This is a genomic window from Pseudomonas cerasi (assembly GCF_900074915.1).
Classification (GTDB): Bacteria; Pseudomonadota; Gammaproteobacteria; order Pseudomonadales; family Pseudomonadaceae; genus Aquipseudomonas; species Aquipseudomonas cerasi.
Genome location: NZ_LT222319.1, coordinates 4,394,368 through 4,410,482, shown reverse-complemented (window position 1 = coordinate 4,410,482; position 16,115 = coordinate 4,394,368). Strand labels below are relative to the sequence as shown.

Sequence of the window (16,115 nt, the reverse complement as noted above, 5' to 3'; positions counted from 1 at the left end):
TCAGGTCCTATGTCACTAAATTTCCCGCTGTTGTTGGTCATCGCTGTCTTCGTCTGTGGCGTGCTTGCACTGATTGATCTGGTCATCCTGGCGCCTCGCCGCCGGGCTGCCATTTCCAACTATCAGGGCAGCGTGGGCGAACCTGACATTGCTGTCGTGGAGCGCTTGAACAAGGAGCCTTTGCTGGTCGAGTACGGCAAATCGTTCTTCCCGGTGTTGTTCATCGTGCTGGTGCTTCGTTCGTTTCTGGTCGAGCCGTTCCAGATTCCTTCGGGCTCCATGAAGCCGACACTGGATGTGGGTGATTTCATTCTGGTCAACAAGTTCGCGTACGGCATTCGCCTGCCGGTACTGGACCAGAAGGTGATTCAGATCGGTGATCCGCAGCGTGGCGACGTGATGGTGTTCCGTTATCCGAGCGACCCGAGTGTCAATTACATCAAGCGTGTCGTCGGTCTGCCGGGTGATCGTATCCGCTACACCAGCGACAAGCGGCTGTTCATCAATGGCGAGCTGGTCGCCAAGAAGCTGATCGGCACCGAGCCCGGTACACTGGGCAGCGCGGAACTCTATGAAGAGCAGCTGGGCGAAGTCGAACATCAGATCCGTCAGGAAATGAGCCGCTACCGCGCGCCGCCTGACAGTGAGTGGACAGTGCCTGCCGCGCACTACTTCATGATGGGCGACAACCGTGACAACTCCAACGACAGCCGTTACTGGGATGATCCCAACATTCCCAAGGACGAGCTGGGCATGGTCCCGGACAAGAACATCGTAGGCAAGGCGTTCGCGGTGTGGATGAGCTGGCCCGAGCCGAAACTGAGCCACTTCCCCAATTTTGCGCGCGTAGGGCTGATCAAGTAATCGATGCGGCGCTGCCTGAGCAGCGCCGCATGTCATTTGGGCTGACTGGAAACGCCTCTGAAGCATGAGTCGACCCGGTCAGGAGGCGTTGCACTCTTGAGGTCGAAGTCGAACATGACGTTCTCTACTTCTCAAAAAGGCTTTTCTTTCGTGGGCTGGCTGTTGGTGCTGGCGCTGGTCGCGTTTGCGACGAGCACGGCCTTCAAGCTGGTTCCGCACTACCTCGACTACATGACGATGAAGAAAATCATCGAAGCGGTCGACACCAACAAGACCCTGGACATCACCACGGTCGACGATTTTTACGGTTATGTCGGTAAGAACATGCAGGTCAACAGCATTCGGGATATAGATTTGAACAAGGCGTTGAAAGTGACGGTGGAGAACAATGCGTTCCAGGCTCATTTGAACTATGAGCAGCGTGAACCGTGGTTCCAGAACATCGATCTGGTGTTGAAGTTCGACAAGCAATTCAGTGTGGGTAAACCGTGAGCGTATCCTTGAGCCGCCTTGAGCGTCAGCTCGGCTACACCTTCAAGGATCAGGAACTGATGGTCCTGGCCCTGACCCATCGCAGTTTTGCCGGTCGCAACAATGAGCGTCTGGAGTTTCTCGGTGATGCCATTCTCAACTTCGTGGCTGGCGAGGCGCTGTTCGAGCGTTTCCCCCAGGCTCGCGAAGGCCAGTTGTCCCGCTTGCGGGCGCGGCTGGTGAAGGGCGAGACCCTGGCGTTGCTGGCCCGTGGTTTCGATCTGGGCGAGTACCTGCGCCTTGGCTCGGGCGAGTTGAAAAGCGGTGGTTTCCGTCGTGAGTCGATTCTCGCCGACGCGCTCGAGGCGCTGATCGGGGCGATCTATCTGGATGCAGGCATGGAGGCGGCGCGCGAGCGCGTCCTGGCCTGGCTGACAACCGAGTTTGACAGCCTGACGCTGGTGGACACCAACAAGGACCCCAAGACCCGACTGCAGGAATTTCTCCAGTCGCGGGCCTGCGAACTGCCGCGTTACGAGGTGGTGGATATCCAGGGCGAGCCGCATTGCCGGACGTTTTTCGTCGAATGCGAGATCAACCTATTGAATGAAAAAAGCCGAGGACAGGGTGTCAGCCGCCGGATCGCCGAACAGGTAGCCGCCGCAGCAGCACTCATCGCCCTGGGCGTGGAGAACGGTCATGAATGATACAACCGCAACACGCTGTGGCTATGTTGCCATTGTCGGCCGTCCCAACGTAGGCAAGTCCACGCTGCTCAACCACATTCTCGGTCAGAAGCTCGCGATCACCTCGCGCAAACCGCAGACCACGCGCCACAACATGCTGGGCATCAAGACTGAAGGCGCCGTGCAGGCAATCTATGTCGATACTCCCGGCATGCACAAGAATGGCGAGAAAGCGCTCAACCGTTACATGAACAAGACCGCTTCGGCGGCGCTGAAGGACGTCGACGTGGTCATCTTCGTCGTCGATCGCACCCGCTGGACGGACGAAGACCAGATGGTTCTGGAGCGCGTTCAGTATGTCCAGGGGCCGGTCATCCTGGCGATCAACAAGACCGATCGTATCGAAGACAAAAGCGATCTGATGCCGCATCTGGAGTGGCTGCAGGGCCAGTTGCCGAATGCGTCCATCGTGCCGATCTCCGCGCAGCATGGTCACAACCTCGAGGCGCTGGAAAGCCTGATTGCCTCCCACCTGCCCGAGAATGACCACTTCTTCCCGGAAGACCAGATCACTGATCGCAGCAGCCGCTTTCTGGCTGCCGAACTGGTCCGCGAGAAAATCATGCGCCAGTTGGGTGCCGAGCTTCCGTACCAGATCACCGTCGAGATCGAAGAATTCAAGCAGCAGGGCCGCACCCTGCATATCCATGCGCTGATTCTTGTCGAGCGCGATGGACAGAAGAAGATCATCATTGGCGACAAGGGCGATCGCATCAAGCGCATCGGCAGTGATGCGCGTCGTGACATGGAACTGCTGTTCGACTCCAAGGTGATGCTCAACCTGTGGGTCAAGGTCAAAGGTGGCTGGTCCGATGACGAGCGCGCACTGCGTTCCCTTGGCTACGGCGACCTCTAAGCTGTCCTTTCGCCCGACCTTGCTATGGTCGGGCGAACACTTCTCTTTCGAGCCAGCCTGATGAGCACGCCTACCGGCCAACCTGCTTATGTGCTCCACAGCCGTGCGTATCGCGAAAACAGCGCGCTGGTCGACTTCCTCACGCCTCAGGGCCGTCTGCGTGCCGTGCTGCGCAGTGCCAAGGGCAAGACGGGTTCGCTGGCACGCCCATTCGTGCCCCTCGAGGTCGAGTTTCGAGGGCGGGGCGAGCTGAAGAATGTCGGCCGCATGGAAAGCGCGGGCGTCGCTACCTGGATGACCGGCGAGGCGTTATTCAGCGGCATGTACCTCAACGAGCTGCTGATTCGCCTGTTGCCTGCCGAAGACCCTCATCCTGCCGTGTTCGAACATTACGCTGCCACGCTGCTGGCCCTTTCTCTGGGGCGTCCGCTGGAGCCGTTGCTGCGTTCGTTCGAATGGCGGTTGCTGGATGACCTGGGCTATGGCTTCGCGATGGACGCCGACATCAACGGCGAACCGCTGGCCGTTGATGGCATGTATCGCTTGCAGGTCGATGCCGGGCTCGAGCGTGTCTACCTGCTTCAGCCCGGTCTGTTTCAGGGCGCGGAATTACTGGCCATGTCCGAAGCGGACTGGAGCGTCCCCGGTGCGTTGTCCGCTGCCAAGCGTCTGATGCGTCAGGCGCTGGCGGTACACTTGGGCGGTCGCCCGTTAGTCAGTCGTGAACTGTTTCGCAAGCCTTGATCAGGCTTTATTCTCTACAGCCTGCTTCGACCAGCTCGCCCATTTTTCTGGAGACCACCGTGACCCAAAGCACTCGCATCCTTCTCGGCGTGAACATCGACCACGTAGCCACCTTGCGTCAGGCCCGTGGCACGCGTTACCCGGACCCGGTCAAGGCTGCCCTGGACGCCGAAGAGGCAGGCGCCGACGGCATCACCGTTCACTTGCGTGAAGACCGCCGCCATATTCAGGAGCGCGATGTCCTGCTGCTCAAGGATGTCTTGCAGACCCGCATGAATTTCGAAATGGGCGTGACCGAAGAAATGCTCGCCTTTGCCGAACGCATTCGCCCAGCGCACATCTGTCTGGTGCCTGAGACACGGCAGGAGCTGACCACCGAAGGCGGTCTGGACGTGGCAGGGCAGGAAGCGCGGATCAAGGCAGCGGTCGAGCGACTGGCGAAGATTGGCTGCGAGGTTTCACTGTTCATCGACGCCGACGAGCGTCAGATCGCCGCTTCAAAACGCGTCGGCGCCCCCGCCATCGAACTGCATACCGGTCGCTATGCCGATGCTCAGACCCCGACTGAAGTCGCCGAAGAACTGCAGCGGGTCGCCGACGGCGTAGCGTTTGGTCTCGCCCAGGGCCTGATCGTCAATGCCGGTCACGGCCTGCATTATCACAACGTCGAAGCGGTCGCCGCGATCAAGGGCATCAACGAACTGAACATCGGCCACGCGCTAGTGGCTCATGCTCTGTTCGTCGGCTTCAAGGCGGCAGTGGCCGAGATGAAAGCGTTGATCGTGGCGGCTGCGATGTCCCATTAGGTTTTTCCGAGTAACCTGGTATGCCTCTGGGTTACTTTATTTAAAGATTTAATCGCTATTCGAATAAGCGTTCGGGCGCGAGAAAATAGCGTGCAGGCCTGATTTGTTTCTCTATGCGACCTTCTTCCAACAAGCGTTTTAGCCAGATTCGGGTCTGCGTAATCGATACTTCAAGAATGGAGGCTATTTCTTCTTCTTTCATTGGGTGTTTCAAAATATCTTCTAATACTTCATGCACTGTTTTTAATAAAGCCTCCGCTGGGCTGAGTGAAGGTTTTTTTTGTGTTTTCTTTCTGGGCTTTCTTTTTTTGCCGCAGGTACAGGTGCGCCAGTTTCTAGAGGAATATATTCAGCAGGTGGTGCTTCGTTTATTGCCGTCTGTGATGACAGACTGTCGGAAAGGCTCGTGTCCACGTTATCGTTGGCTAAAGACAGCAAGTCTTGTTTTTCCCCTATAACGCTTGCGGGATGTTCAAACATATCTTTGAAGTCTGATCTTGTTTTTGGGTTTGGCCACGCAAGTGCGCCCTTCTCTGTCAACAAGTCTAGCGCTTCTGAGGGGGTGCCTGTTGATCGTACGTAGACTTTAACTAATTTAAGTTTGTCCAATTGCTCTACCGCGCCAGACCATGTACCTCCTCTATTAACTTCTGCATTGACTACAAGCGAAGCATCCGAAAGGGCATAAATGAGTTTGTTTCGTTGCATCGCATGCCCAACGCTGAAAACCGAGCCTGGGTCATAGGCAGATACAAGAACGAGCTGTCCACTCATTATATAAGAACGATTATTGCGATCGAGCGCTCCCCGATCCAGACGCTCGGCCATTACTTCACATGCGTACCCATTTTCATGCAATGACCCATCCATGGCTGCGCGGTCTACGCCCTTTGCCCCCCCAGAGATAATAGGGATAGATGCGCGCGCGGCCAGCTGACCAACAGTAGTCGAGTACTCTATCAGGTCATGAGTGACATCGCGGGGACCTACGACGGCCAGCCCGCCTGATTCAAATAGTTCGACGTTGCCGCATCCATATAAAATAGCTGGAGCATTTTCTTTTAGCCTTGCTTTCAGTCGCCTCGGATAAACACTGTCTGCCCGGCTAATGACCCAGATTCCACGTGACTGCCAGTGTTCAACAACCTGACTTAACAAAAAACCCCTGTTAAGTAGCTTTCTGAGTCTCGCTTCGTCAACGACTGTCTGACAGGCAGAAATCAATGTGGATCCATTCGCGGCCATTAAGTCCGACGGTTGCCGATGCATCTGCCTAAGGTGCACCGCTAAACGTTTATATTCTGCCGGCGAGAGCAGGTCCCTGGAAGGAGTATTTCCAATAATCAATGGTGCCGTCAGTAGTAATATAGCTTGAGTATTCGGAGACAGGTCCGGCGTCATTCTTGGTGTCCGCTAAAGGCAAGTGCTAATGGCCATACCTCGCCACCTCCGCTTTTTCGCAGAAGCCAAGCGGCGGTGGTGAAGGTCCAACGTGAGTTGACGATATCATCTATCAGCAATACAGGGCCAGTCGGGATTTTATCAGTTATCAGTGCCATCGACCCATCGACGTTCAAAGCCTGTTGCGTTGAGTTGGCCATGGCTTTTTGTTCTTGCCGATGCTCGGTTTTTTTCAGAACCTCATGAAACGACAACCCGAGTCTGCGGGCGATGCGGCGAGCAAACTCAGGAACTAGATCAGGGTGCCGAAGAGACGGGATAGCAGTCACCCATGTCGGGGCCGGTTGGGGATTCCATGCGTTAAACATTTTTACGCAAGCTTCCACGAGCTCATCGTCGAAAGACTGGCTGACATACCGGCCTTTTCTGACTTGGGCACCCCATCCAGAGTCACCCCATACGCAGAGTGCTCGCCCCTGTTGTGCTTGATGAGCTGGGGTGATTCTACCGCTTGTCTGGTAGTAAGGCATCACGCCGGCAGGCCACATTTTCCGGGGATCAATGGGTAAATTTGATCGGCACAAGAAGTCATGTGCCTCTTGTTCGGCTTGCTTGCTGACGGCCGCAGCAAAAGGTTTGAGTGTAGGGGGTGATACGGATCGGGGATCGCCATCCAGCGCCTCTATCAAAAACTGCATGTGCCGTCCAAATGGAAGTTTACAATAGTCCTTCATTTGTTGAAGTTCTTGCTGGCGCAGAGATGTCATTCTCTCTGCGCGTTCCCAAAAGTCGGGATTCAGCTCTGAAGAAGTGAGCTGCCATCTGGAACTCTCGTACACAACAGGCGTGGGGAGTTCCAAAGCCATCAGCTTGAGTGCTTGATCAATTCGGCCTTTTCCGAAATTCAAACATTTCATCAACGAGGGGAGCGTCAAGCCTTCCGGATGATCCGCCAAGGCCTTTAATATACTCTCTACCAGCTCGGGAGAAGGGAAGGCATTATCGATAAAGAAATTATTTACACTTTTTTCTTCGTCACCGAAAAGTAAAATACCATAGGCACTTGGCAACGCTCGACCAGCTCGCCCTACTTGTTGATAATAGGCCACCACTGAGCTGGGCATTTGATAGTGTATGACGAATGAAAGATCGGGTTTGTCGTAGCCCATTCCCAATGCTGTAGTGGCAACGACGGCTTTCAAAACATTGTCATCAAGATTTTTTTCAATGGCTGCCCGGTCCTCCGTTTGCCCAGTATATGCCTCAACGGTGAAGCCTTTGTGCTTTAGCCAGCGGGTAAGCTCCTCTGCGTCGCGGACCGTGAGTGCATATATGATTCCACTGCCTTTCAAATAGTTCAGATGATCTGCAATCCAGGCCATGCGCAGTGCTTGGTTAGGTATGTGTAGCGTTTGTAGCGTCAGTGAGGCACGGTTCAAGTCGCCCCTTGATACTTCAATGTCAGGGCCTAACACATGAGTGAGATCGTCGATCACTCTGTTGTTTGCGGTGGCCGTTGTTGCCAATACTTTCATGTTCTGAGGCAGTTTTTTATCGTTCTTTCAAGCAGTCTATAATGCGGCCTAAAATCATGCCCCCAGTCGGAAATGCAATGTGCTTCGTCCACAACTAAGAGAGAGATATTTGAGGCTAGCTGTGCCAGCGATTTTTCGCGGAATCGACTATTGGCAAGTCGCTCTGGGGAAATAATTAAAACATCAATATCGTCTGTTTTTATCGATTGCTCGACGAGCATCCATTCGTCTTCGTTATCTGAATTGATGTGCGCGGCTTTTACACCCATTCGAGTTGCAGCCAAGGTCTGGTTTCTCATTAGAGACAACAGAGGGGAGATCAATATAGCTGGCCCGTGCCCCTGCTCACGTAAAATCTTAGCTGCGATGAAATATACAAAACTTTTCCCCCATCCTGTTTTTTGCACTACAAGCAATCTATTATGGCCGTCCACAATGCCTTGAATCGCCTCCTTTTGACCATCGCGAAATTGAGCGTTCGGGTTGTTCGAGCCAGTGCGGAGTAATTCTAGGGCGCGCGAGTGGTTGTAATTCAAGTAAGCTCTCCTTGCTTCGAATTGAGTTTTCTTTTGTAGCCTGTAGCAGGCTATACATTATTGGCTTGTGCTTCAGCAGTACAATAAAGTCAAAACATGTTATCAAGTGATATCTATATGCTATCTATATCTACTACAGATACGGCTGCTGTTCAAGGTTTGCGCCCCACGATCACCGCACGCATGGGGGCAGGCAGGCCCTCGATAGTCTTGCTGTGATCGGTGGGGTCCAGATAGTCGCTCAGGGACTGGAAGCGCATCCACTCGGTGCTGCGCTGTTCGTCGACCGTTGTGTGGCTGACGTCGACGCAACGCACATCGGTGAAGCCGGCACGGCGCATCCACAACTCCAGCGCGGGGACTGAAGGCAGGAACCAGACGTTGCGCATCTGCGCATAACGATCTTCCGGGACCAGCACTTGATGGACATCGCCCGGCACTACCAGGGTTTCCATCACCAGCTCGCCGCCTTTTACCAGGCAGTCTTTCAAGGCCAGCAGGTGGTCGATGGGGGATTTGCGGTGATACAGCACGCCCATCGAGAACACTGTGTCGAAGCCTTCAAGATTGGCGGGCAAATCTTCCAGCGCGAACGGCAGGTGCCAGGCGGGCAGGTCAGGCAGATAGCGCTGCATGGCCTGAAACTGACAGAAAAACAGCCAGTTGGGGTCGACCCCGATCACGCTGTCGGCCCCGGCGCCAAGCATGCGCCACTGGTAATAACCGTTGCCGCAGCCGACATCCAGAACGCGTTTGCCCTTCAGGTCCAGGTGTGGCGAAACCCTCGACCACTTCCAGTCCGAGCGCCATTCAGTGTCGATGTGCACGCCGAACACATTGAACGGCCCCTTGCGCCACGGTGACAGGCCCAGCAGTGCCTTGCGCAGGACGGTGCGGATCTCGCCGTTGCACTCGGCTTCCAGGGTAAAACTGTCGAGCAGATCGATTCGCTCGGGCTGCAGGTCGGGCAAGGCATCCAGCGCACTTTGCCAGCGCTGCAGGTCACCGTGACCCTTGGCCATCTTGGTGTCGAGCTGGGCCTGCAGGCCATTGGCCCAATCGGCCAGAGGGGTTCCCGTCAGACGACGGACGAGGGGAGCGAGATCAATCATGGCAGGGCAATCAACGAGGTGAAGTTAAGGCATTGAAACCAGGGCACCACCTTGGAAAAACCTGCGGCAAGCAGGCGTTGGCGGTGTTCTTCGAGGCTGTCGGGTTTCATGACGTTTTCGATGGCGCTGCGCTTCTGGGCAATTTCCAGGTCGCTGTAGCCGTTGGCGCGTTTGAAGGCGATGTGCAGGTCGGTCAGCAGAGCCTGTTCCTGCTGGTCGTCGAAGCGCAGTTTTTCCGAGAGGATCAGCGCACCGCCGGGCACCAGCGCATCACGAATGCGGCCGAGCAATGCCAGACGCTGTTCGGGGGCAATGAATTGCAGGGTGAAGTTCAGCGCCACCACCGAGGCGGGTTTGAACGCCAGCGCGAGGATGTCGCCTTCGAGGACCTGCACCGGCAGCAACTCCTGAAACATGGAGTTCTGCGCGTTGAGGTATTCACGGCAACGCTCGACCATGGCGCTGGAGTTGTCTATCGCAATGACTTCGCAGCCCTCACCGCGCACATGGCGGCGCAGGGCCTGGGTGACAGCGCCCAGAGAACTGCCCAGGTCATAGAGCACAGTATTTGGCTGCGCAAATTGCGCGGCCAGCACACCGAGGTTTTCGACAATCGTCGGATAACCGGGCACCGAGCGTTTGATCATGTCCGGGAATACCCGCACCACGTCCTCGTTGAAGGCGAAGTCAGGCACCTGGGCCAGCGGCTGGGCGAAAATGCGGTCGGTTTCTTTGCTCACGGCGGTTCCGGCGAAGGCTTTGAAAAGCCGGCATTCTAGCCAAGTTGCTGCCGGGATGCATGGTGCAGTACGTGCTGTCGGACAAGCCGTGCGCAAAGCCTCACTTCACGCTGATGGCGCACTCGAATGTCTGCTCCGGGACGACTTCGGGTGCCCAGGGTTGCTGATAGACCATCATCAGCCGGCCGGTCCCGGCATCGGTGGCCTTGAAGCGCCAGACCGATTGCCCGCCGTCGCCGACCATCTCCTTGCTCTCGGCGCTGGCATACACCTCAGGCCCCAGGCTGCGCAGAATATTCTGGGCCGGGTTCTGGGTCAGCCAGCGAAAGCCGGTGGTGGGGTTGCTGGGCAGGGTCAGGATCAGCGTCTGCCCGGACGTGAGTGTCAGCGGGCAGTCGCTTTGCGTGTCGATGGAAACAATGTTTTTCGGCGTCTGAGCGCACGCCGTCAGCAGCGCAAGGCTCAGCGGGGCAATGAAACGGGCAGGGGTCATGGCAAGTTCCGGTATCGCGATACGAGGCGCAAGGATAACTGATCGGAGTTTTGTGAGGGAGTACGACCGGTGTCGCGCTCTGGATCGGACGCAGAGTGTCCAGAACTGCTGAAGCGTGCCGGAACGAGAGGTGCCCGATAGAACACCTCTCGTGCCCGTTCAGCTTAGGACCTGCGCAGTATCAATCTTTAGAACAACACCTTCACCACGTCCGCAAAGCGTTTGGCGAAGTGCACGGTAATGCCTTCCTTGAGGTAGTCCGGCAGTTCCTCGAAGTTGCCACGGTTAGGTTCCGGCAGGATCAGTTCGTGGATCTTCTGGCGTCGCGCGGCAATGACTTTTTCCCGCACGCCGCCGATCGGCAGCACATGCCCGGTCAGGGTCAGTTCGCCGGTCATGGCGACACCTTTTTTCGGCGGCTGGTTGCGGGCCAGGGACAGCAAGGCGCTGGCCATGGTCACACCCGCACTCGGACCGTCTTTCGGGGTGGCACCTTCGGGAACATGTACGTGCACGAACGCCTCATCGAAGAACTTCGCATCACCACCAAACTTCGACAGATTGGCGCTGACGTAGCTGTAGGCAATTTCAGCCGACTCTTTCATCACATCGCCCAATTGCCCGGTCAGCTTGAAGCCACGGTTGAGCGTATGAATGCGCGTCGCCTCGATGGGCAGGGTAGCGCCGCCCATGCTGGTCCACGCCAGGCCGGTGATCACGCCGGTGCCGGACAGTACTTGTTCGCTGCGGAATACGGGCATGCCCAGCGACGCTTCGAGGTCTTTTGGTCCGATCTTGATCACTGAATCGGGCTCGTCCAGCAGTTTGACCACTGCCTTGCGCACCAGCTTGCCAAGTTGCTTCTCCAGATGCCGCACACCGGCTTCGCGGGCGTAGCCTTCGATGACGGCGCGCAGGGCGCTGTCGCTGATGCTCAGCTTGCTTTTGGCAACGCCTGCTTTCTCCAGTTGTTTGGGCCACAAGTGGCGTTTGGCAATCGCCAGCTTCTCTTCAGTGATATAGCCGGACAGGCGAATCACTTCCATCCGGTCGAGCAGCGGGCCGGGGATCGAGTCCAGCGTGTTGGCCGTGCACACGAACAGAACCTTGGAGAGGTCCAGACGCAGGTCCAAGTAGTGATCGAGAAACTCGACGTTTTGTTCCGGGTCCAGGGTTTCCAGCAGCGCGGATGCAGGGTCGCCCTGATAGCTCTGGCCCATCTTGTCGATCTCATCGAGCATGATGACCGGGTTCATGACTTCAACGTCTTTCAGCGCCTGCACCAGCTTGCCCGGTTGCGCACCGATATAGGTACGGCGGTGACCCTTGATTTCGGCCTCGTCGCGCATGCCGCCCACGCTCAGGCGATAGAACGGCCGCCCCAGCGACTCGGCAATCGAGCGCCCGACACTGGTCTTGCCCACCCCTGGCGGGCCGACCAGCAGCACGATCGAGCCGCTGATTTCACCCTTGTAGGCACCGACGGCGAGGAATTCCAGAATCCGCGCCTTGATGTCGTCAAGCCCGGCGTGGTGCTGATCGAGCACCTTGCGCGCGTGTTTGAGGTCCAGCTTGTCGGCACCATAGATGCCCCATGGCAGCGAGCTGGTCCAATCCAGGTAATTGCGCGTCACGGCGTATTCGGGCGAGCCGGTTTCCAGCACCTTGAGCTTGCCGATTTCTTCGTCGAACTTCTTGCGCGCCTGTGGCGGCAAGGTCTTGCCTTCGAGGCGCTGCTCGAACTGTTCAATGTCGGCGCTGCGATCATCCTTGCTCAGGCCCAGCTCCTGCTGAATGACCTTGAGCTGTTCCTTGAGGAAGAACTGCCGCTGATGCTCGCCGATCTTGCGGTTCACTTCGGCAGAGATTTCCTTCTGCAGGCGTGCAACCTCGACTTCCTTGCGCAGCATCGGCAGGACTTTCTCCATGCGCCTGAGCATCGGCACGCAGTCGAGCACCTCCTGCAGTTCGACGCCGGTGGCCGAGGTCAGCGCGGCGGCGAAGTCAGTGAGCGGCGAGGGATCGTTGGGGCTGAAACGATTGAGGTAATTCTTCAGCTCTTCGCTGTACAGCGGGTTGAGCGGCAGCAGTTCCTTGATCGCATTGATCAGGGCCATGCCGTAGGCCTTCACTTCATCGGTCGGCTCATTGGGCTGCTGCGGGTATTCGACTTCTGCCAGGTACGGTGGGCGGTGATGTTTGAGCCAGGTACGGATACGCACACGGCTCAACCCCTGCGCGACGAACTGTAAACGACCATTTTCGCGACTGGCGTGGTGAACCTTGACCAGAGTGCCATACTCGGGGAGTGCGTCGGTCTTGAAGTGGCGCGGATCTTCCTGCGGAGTGTCCATGAAGAACAGCGCCAGCGAATGATGCTCGGACTTGCTGACCAGCTCCAGCGTTTCGGCCCACGGCTCTTCATTGACGATGACAGGCAGGACCTGCGCCGGGAAGAACGGACGGTTGTGGATCGGGATGATGTAAACCTTATCGGGCAGGTTCTGGCCGGGCAAGGCCAGCGAGGTGCTGTCGGAACTCAGAGACACGTCGTGCTCGTCTGCGTCATTGGGCAAGTCTGGCGAGTCTGTCTGCTGGTCGCTCATGGGGCACCTTAGAAGTTGAACATGGTTCTTAGATGGGGCAGCGGCTCTCAGGTTTCAATAGTCTTGGTCGATAGTCTGTAAAGCGGTTGGAAAACCGTTATTTATTAGCGGGCCTGTCAGGGCTGACAACGACGGGCTTACTTCATTTACGGCACTGCCGGTATGGGTTGAATCAGGCATGACCAACGTATTTATTTCTGCATTAGTGGCAGGACTGTGGATAGCATCGGCTGCAAACGCATCGGCTTCCAGCTTTACCGCCCAGGTAACGGACAAGGAAGGCAAGCCCCTTGCAGATGCGGTGGTAACGCTCAAAGGGCCGCCCGATCCTTCACCTGTTGTGTTGAAGGCGTCAATGGACCAGCGTGATCAGGAGTTTGCGCCACATGTACTGGCCATCCACGCCGGCACTCAGGTCAAGTTCCCCAACAGCGACAACATCCGCCATCAGGTCTACTCCTTTTCTCCGGCCAAGCGCTTCGAGTTGCGGCTTTACGAGGGCACACCCTCGGATCCGCTGTTGTTCGACAAGCCTGGCGTGGTCGTACTGGGCTGCAACATCCATGACTGGATGGTCGGTTACATCTACGTCACCGACGATTCATGGTTCGGCGTGACCGACAGCAACGGCCAGCTCAAGCTGGATCAGCTTCCGGCCGGGCATTATGCCGCGACCCTCTGGCATCCGCGTATCGCGGATATGCAGCCTGTGTCGGGCGGCGAGCTCGAGTTGCCGGCGGCAGGCCTCACTCAGCGTTTCAACCTCGCGGTCGAAGCGGAAGCCGATGACAAACCCGGCAAGCCCGCACCCGGCGGTTTCGGTGACGCCTTTCACAAGGCCGCACATGAATGAAATTTAGAGCCAGCTTTCAGGCGCGCATTGCCGGGGTTCTGATTGTCCTGTTGCTGATTGTCGTGAGTGCGGTCTATCTCGCCGTCAAGGTTGCAACAGGCGAGGCGGTGCGCACTCAGGCCCAGGCGCAGCTGGAGGTGGGTAGCCGCGTCTTCGAGCGTCTGATCGATCTGCGCGGCAAACGTCTGCGTGACACCGTGCAACTGGTGGCCGCCGATTTCGGCTTTCGTGACGCGGTGGCCAGTTCCGACGCCTCGACCATTCGCTCGGTGTTGCTCAACCATGGCAAACGCATCAATGCCAGCGACATGTTTCTGCTGGGCATGGATGGCGTAGTGATTGCCAGCACCGTGCCGAAAGTCCCCGAAGGTTCCAGGTTTGTCTATGACCAAGCCCTGCGCAATGCCAAACGTGCCGGTCAGTCAGTGCTCATTGTGCCCGGCGGCGGAGACCCTCATTTGCTGGTGGAGAGCACCGTTCTCGCGCCATTGCCGATCGGCCGCGTGGTCATGGGCTTTACCATCGACAGCGGTATTGCCGAAGAACTGCGTTCGCTCAGCGGTCTGGAAGTGTCTTTTCTCACCGTAGAAGACGGTAAGAACGGTGAACTGATCAGTACCCAGCCAGAGGCCCTGCACGCGGGCCTGATTGAGCTGATGCGCAGCTCCTCGGAAGGCCAGATGCTGCTTACCGAGCAATCGAACCTTAACTTTCTCAGCCAGACCCTGATGCTCGCCAACACCAGTATTGGCGGCGACGGGCAGGTTATCGCGCTATTACAGAGCCCTCTGGACAAGGCCTATCAGGCATTCGCGCCGCTGAATGAGAAGATCTTCTGGATTTCCATGGCCGCTTTGGTGGCGTCGCTGATCGGCACACTGGCACTGGCGCGAAGCGTGTCGCTACCGGTACAGGCCCTGGCCACGGCGGCCAAACGTATTGGTGATGGCGACTATAAAACGCCGGTCACCCTGGTTCGCAGCGATGAGCTGGGCATGCTCGCCGAAGCGATCAACACCATGCAGCAGGGCATCGCGGTGCGCGAGGGGCAATTGGCGCACAACGCGCTGCACGACAATCTGACCGGGCTGCCCAACCGGGCGCTGGTGATGGAGCGTCTGGGTAGCTCGATTGCTGCAGAACGTGCGTTGGCTCTGTTGTCTCTGAGTATCGAAAACCTCGCCACGATCGGCGAAAGCGTGAGCGTTGAAGGCGTGGAGCAGTTGTTGCGCCATGTGGGCCAGCGCCTGCAAGGAAATCTGCGTGCCGGCGATACCGTGGCACGTCTGGGGACCAACGAGTTTCTGCTGTTGCTGGACAACACGTCCAGCGCGGGTGCAGTGGGCATGGCAGACGCCCTACAGCGTCTGCTCAGTGAGCCGCAGCGTATCGACAATCACGAGCTGGAGCTTGAGTGCTGCATTGGCATCACGGTGTATCCGGAACACGGTGATTCCGCCCAGGAATTGCTCAACCGTGCGGCAATTGCCCGCAAGGACGCCGCGTTCATTCCCGGTCGCCTGCAGATTTATCAGGATGGACGTGATCTGGCCCACCAGCGGCAGATCACGCTGATTCGTGACCTGCGCAAGGCCGCGCAAAATGGCGAATTCACGCTGCATTACCAGCCCAAGCTGGATATCCGTCAGGGCTATGTGCGTCAGGCCGAAGCGTTGTTGCGCTGGGCTCATCCGCAGTTCGGCAATGTCTCGCCCGCCGAATTCATCGTCCTCGCCGAGCGTACCGGGAGCATTTACCTGCTGACCAACTGGGTGATCGAAGAGGCGATTCGCCAACTGGCCGAATGGCGTCAGCGCGGTCTGGTCCTGCAGGTGTCGGTGAACATTTCCGCTGATGACCTGCTGGGTGATGATCTGGTCGGTTATGTCATGAAATTGCTCAAGCAATACGCTCTGCCTGCCGAACAACTGGTATTCGAGATCACCGAAAGCGCAGTCATGAGCGAACCGGAAAAAGCACTGATCGTCCTGCATCGCCTGCGTGATTGCGGCATCAGTCTGTCAGTCGACGATTTCGGCACCGGTTACTCGTCATTGGCTCACTTGAAACGTCTGCCCGTGCAGGAGCTGAAAATCGACCAGTCTTTCGTGCGCAATCTGGATGAAACCAGTGAAGACGCAGTGATCGTGCGGTCGACCATTGAAATGAGCCACAACCTCGGACTGAAGGTGGTGGCAGAAGGTGTCGAGTATCAACACAGCCTGGACCTGCTCCGGCGTTGGCACTGCGATACGGCACAGGGTTACCTGATCAGTCGACCGCTGACCGCGTCGGCGTTCGAGGCATGGATTGCCACGTATCAGGCCTCACCCGGTCTTATGGTGAATTAAT

Annotated in this window: 16 protein-coding genes; 8 read left to right on the top strand and 8 right to left on the bottom strand. The window is 57.1% G+C overall.

The features are described 5' to 3' along the window. Positions 1-9 precede the first annotated feature (9 nt). From lepB to pdxJ, 6 genes are all read left to right on the top strand, one after another. Positions 10-864 (top strand): signal peptidase I, encoded by an 855-nt coding sequence (gene lepB, locus PCPL58_RS21950; RefSeq protein ID WP_003363711.1) that lies wholly within the window; start codon positions 10-12, stop codon positions 862-864. 114 nt (positions 865-978) lie between these two features. After that, complete coding sequence (locus PCPL58_RS21945; RefSeq protein ID WP_003384196.1) at positions 979-1,356, top strand: DUF4845 domain-containing protein; 378 nt, start codon at positions 979-981, stop codon at positions 1,354-1,356. After that, complete coding sequence (gene rnc, locus PCPL58_RS21940) at positions 1,353-2,042, top strand: ribonuclease III (RefSeq protein WP_002554906.1); 690 nt, start codon at positions 1,353-1,355, stop codon at positions 2,040-2,042. The genes PCPL58_RS21945 and rnc overlap by 4 nt, the downstream gene beginning before the upstream one ends. After that, positions 2,035-2,937, top strand: a complete 903-nt coding sequence (era, locus tag PCPL58_RS21935; protein ID WP_003363707.1) for a GTPase Era — start codon at positions 2,035-2,037, stop codon at positions 2,935-2,937. The genes rnc and era overlap by 8 nt, the downstream gene beginning before the upstream one ends. Before the next feature lie 60 nt (positions 2,938-2,997). Then, complete coding sequence (gene recO, locus PCPL58_RS21930; RefSeq protein ID WP_065350432.1) at positions 2,998-3,681, top strand: DNA repair protein RecO; 684 nt, start codon at positions 2,998-3,000, stop codon at positions 3,679-3,681. A gap of 59 nt (positions 3,682-3,740) precedes the next feature. After that, positions 3,741-4,487: a pyridoxine 5'-phosphate synthase gene (gene pdxJ, locus PCPL58_RS21925; RefSeq protein ID WP_065350431.1), complete on the top strand. Its 747-nt coding sequence runs from the start codon at positions 3,741-3,743 to the stop codon at positions 4,485-4,487. A 55-nt stretch (positions 4,488-4,542) separates the two neighbouring features. On the opposite strand, the gene PCPL58_RS32180 is transcribed toward pdxJ, so the two are convergent. The 8 genes from PCPL58_RS32180 to lon all read right to left on the bottom strand — a co-directional run bounded on the left by PCPL58_RS32180 (position 4,543) and on the right by lon (position 12,910). Continuing rightward, entirely contained in the window at positions 4,543-4,689 is a 147-nt protein-coding gene (locus PCPL58_RS32180) for a hypothetical protein (RefSeq protein WP_232002843.1), read from the bottom strand. Between the two features lie 41 nt (positions 4,690-4,730). Then, the gene (locus PCPL58_RS30015; protein WP_232002842.1) at positions 4,731-5,888 is read right to left on the bottom strand and encodes a DNA-processing protein DprA; all 1,158 of its coding nucleotides are present in this window, start codon (positions 5,886-5,888) and stop codon (positions 4,731-4,733) included. Continuing rightward, on the bottom strand, positions 5,885-7,423 hold the full coding sequence (locus PCPL58_RS21920) for a helicase-related protein (protein WP_232002841.1): 1,539 nt from the start codon (positions 7,421-7,423) through the stop codon (positions 5,885-5,887). The genes PCPL58_RS30015 and PCPL58_RS21920 overlap by 4 nt, the downstream gene beginning before the upstream one ends. Further along, positions 7,420-7,959 carry a DEAD/DEAH box helicase gene (locus PCPL58_RS32175; protein ID WP_232002839.1) on the bottom strand — a complete coding sequence of 180 codons (540 nt, stop codon included), beginning with the start codon at positions 7,957-7,959 and terminating at the stop codon, positions 7,420-7,422. Before PCPL58_RS32175 ends, PCPL58_RS21920 begins: the two co-directional genes overlap by 4 nt. A gap of 152 nt (positions 7,960-8,111) precedes the next feature. Next, positions 8,112-9,071: a tRNA 5-methoxyuridine(34)/uridine 5-oxyacetic acid(34) synthase CmoB gene (cmoB, locus tag PCPL58_RS21915; protein ID WP_065350430.1), complete on the bottom strand. Its 960-nt coding sequence runs from the start codon at positions 9,069-9,071 to the stop codon at positions 8,112-8,114. Further along, entirely contained in the window at positions 9,068-9,811 is a 744-nt protein-coding gene (gene cmoA / locus PCPL58_RS21910; RefSeq protein ID WP_003363698.1) for a carboxy-S-adenosyl-L-methionine synthase CmoA, read from the bottom strand. Before cmoA ends, cmoB begins: the two co-directional genes overlap by 4 nt. A gap of 100 nt (positions 9,812-9,911) precedes the next feature. Continuing rightward, positions 9,912-10,304, bottom strand: a complete 393-nt coding sequence (locus tag PCPL58_RS21905; protein WP_003363696.1) for a protease inhibitor I42 family protein — start codon at positions 10,302-10,304, stop codon at positions 9,912-9,914. Between the two features lie 188 nt (positions 10,305-10,492). Then, positions 10,493-12,910, bottom strand: coding sequence for an endopeptidase La (gene lon / locus PCPL58_RS21900; RefSeq protein ID WP_065350429.1), 2,418 nt, complete (start codon positions 12,908-12,910; stop codon positions 10,493-10,495). Between the two features lie 178 nt (positions 12,911-13,088). Here lon and PCPL58_RS21895 point away from each other — a divergent pair, with 178 nt between their 5' ends. After that, on the top strand, positions 13,089-13,763 hold the full coding sequence (locus PCPL58_RS21895) for a methylamine utilization protein (protein ID WP_044308864.1): 675 nt from the start codon (positions 13,089-13,091) through the stop codon (positions 13,761-13,763). Further along, positions 13,760-16,114 (top strand): bifunctional diguanylate cyclase/phosphodiesterase, encoded by a 2,355-nt coding sequence (locus tag PCPL58_RS21890; protein WP_044308863.1) that lies wholly within the window; start codon positions 13,760-13,762, stop codon positions 16,112-16,114. The genes PCPL58_RS21895 and PCPL58_RS21890 overlap by 4 nt, the downstream gene beginning before the upstream one ends. The last annotated feature ends 1 nt before the right edge of the window (position 16,115 follow it).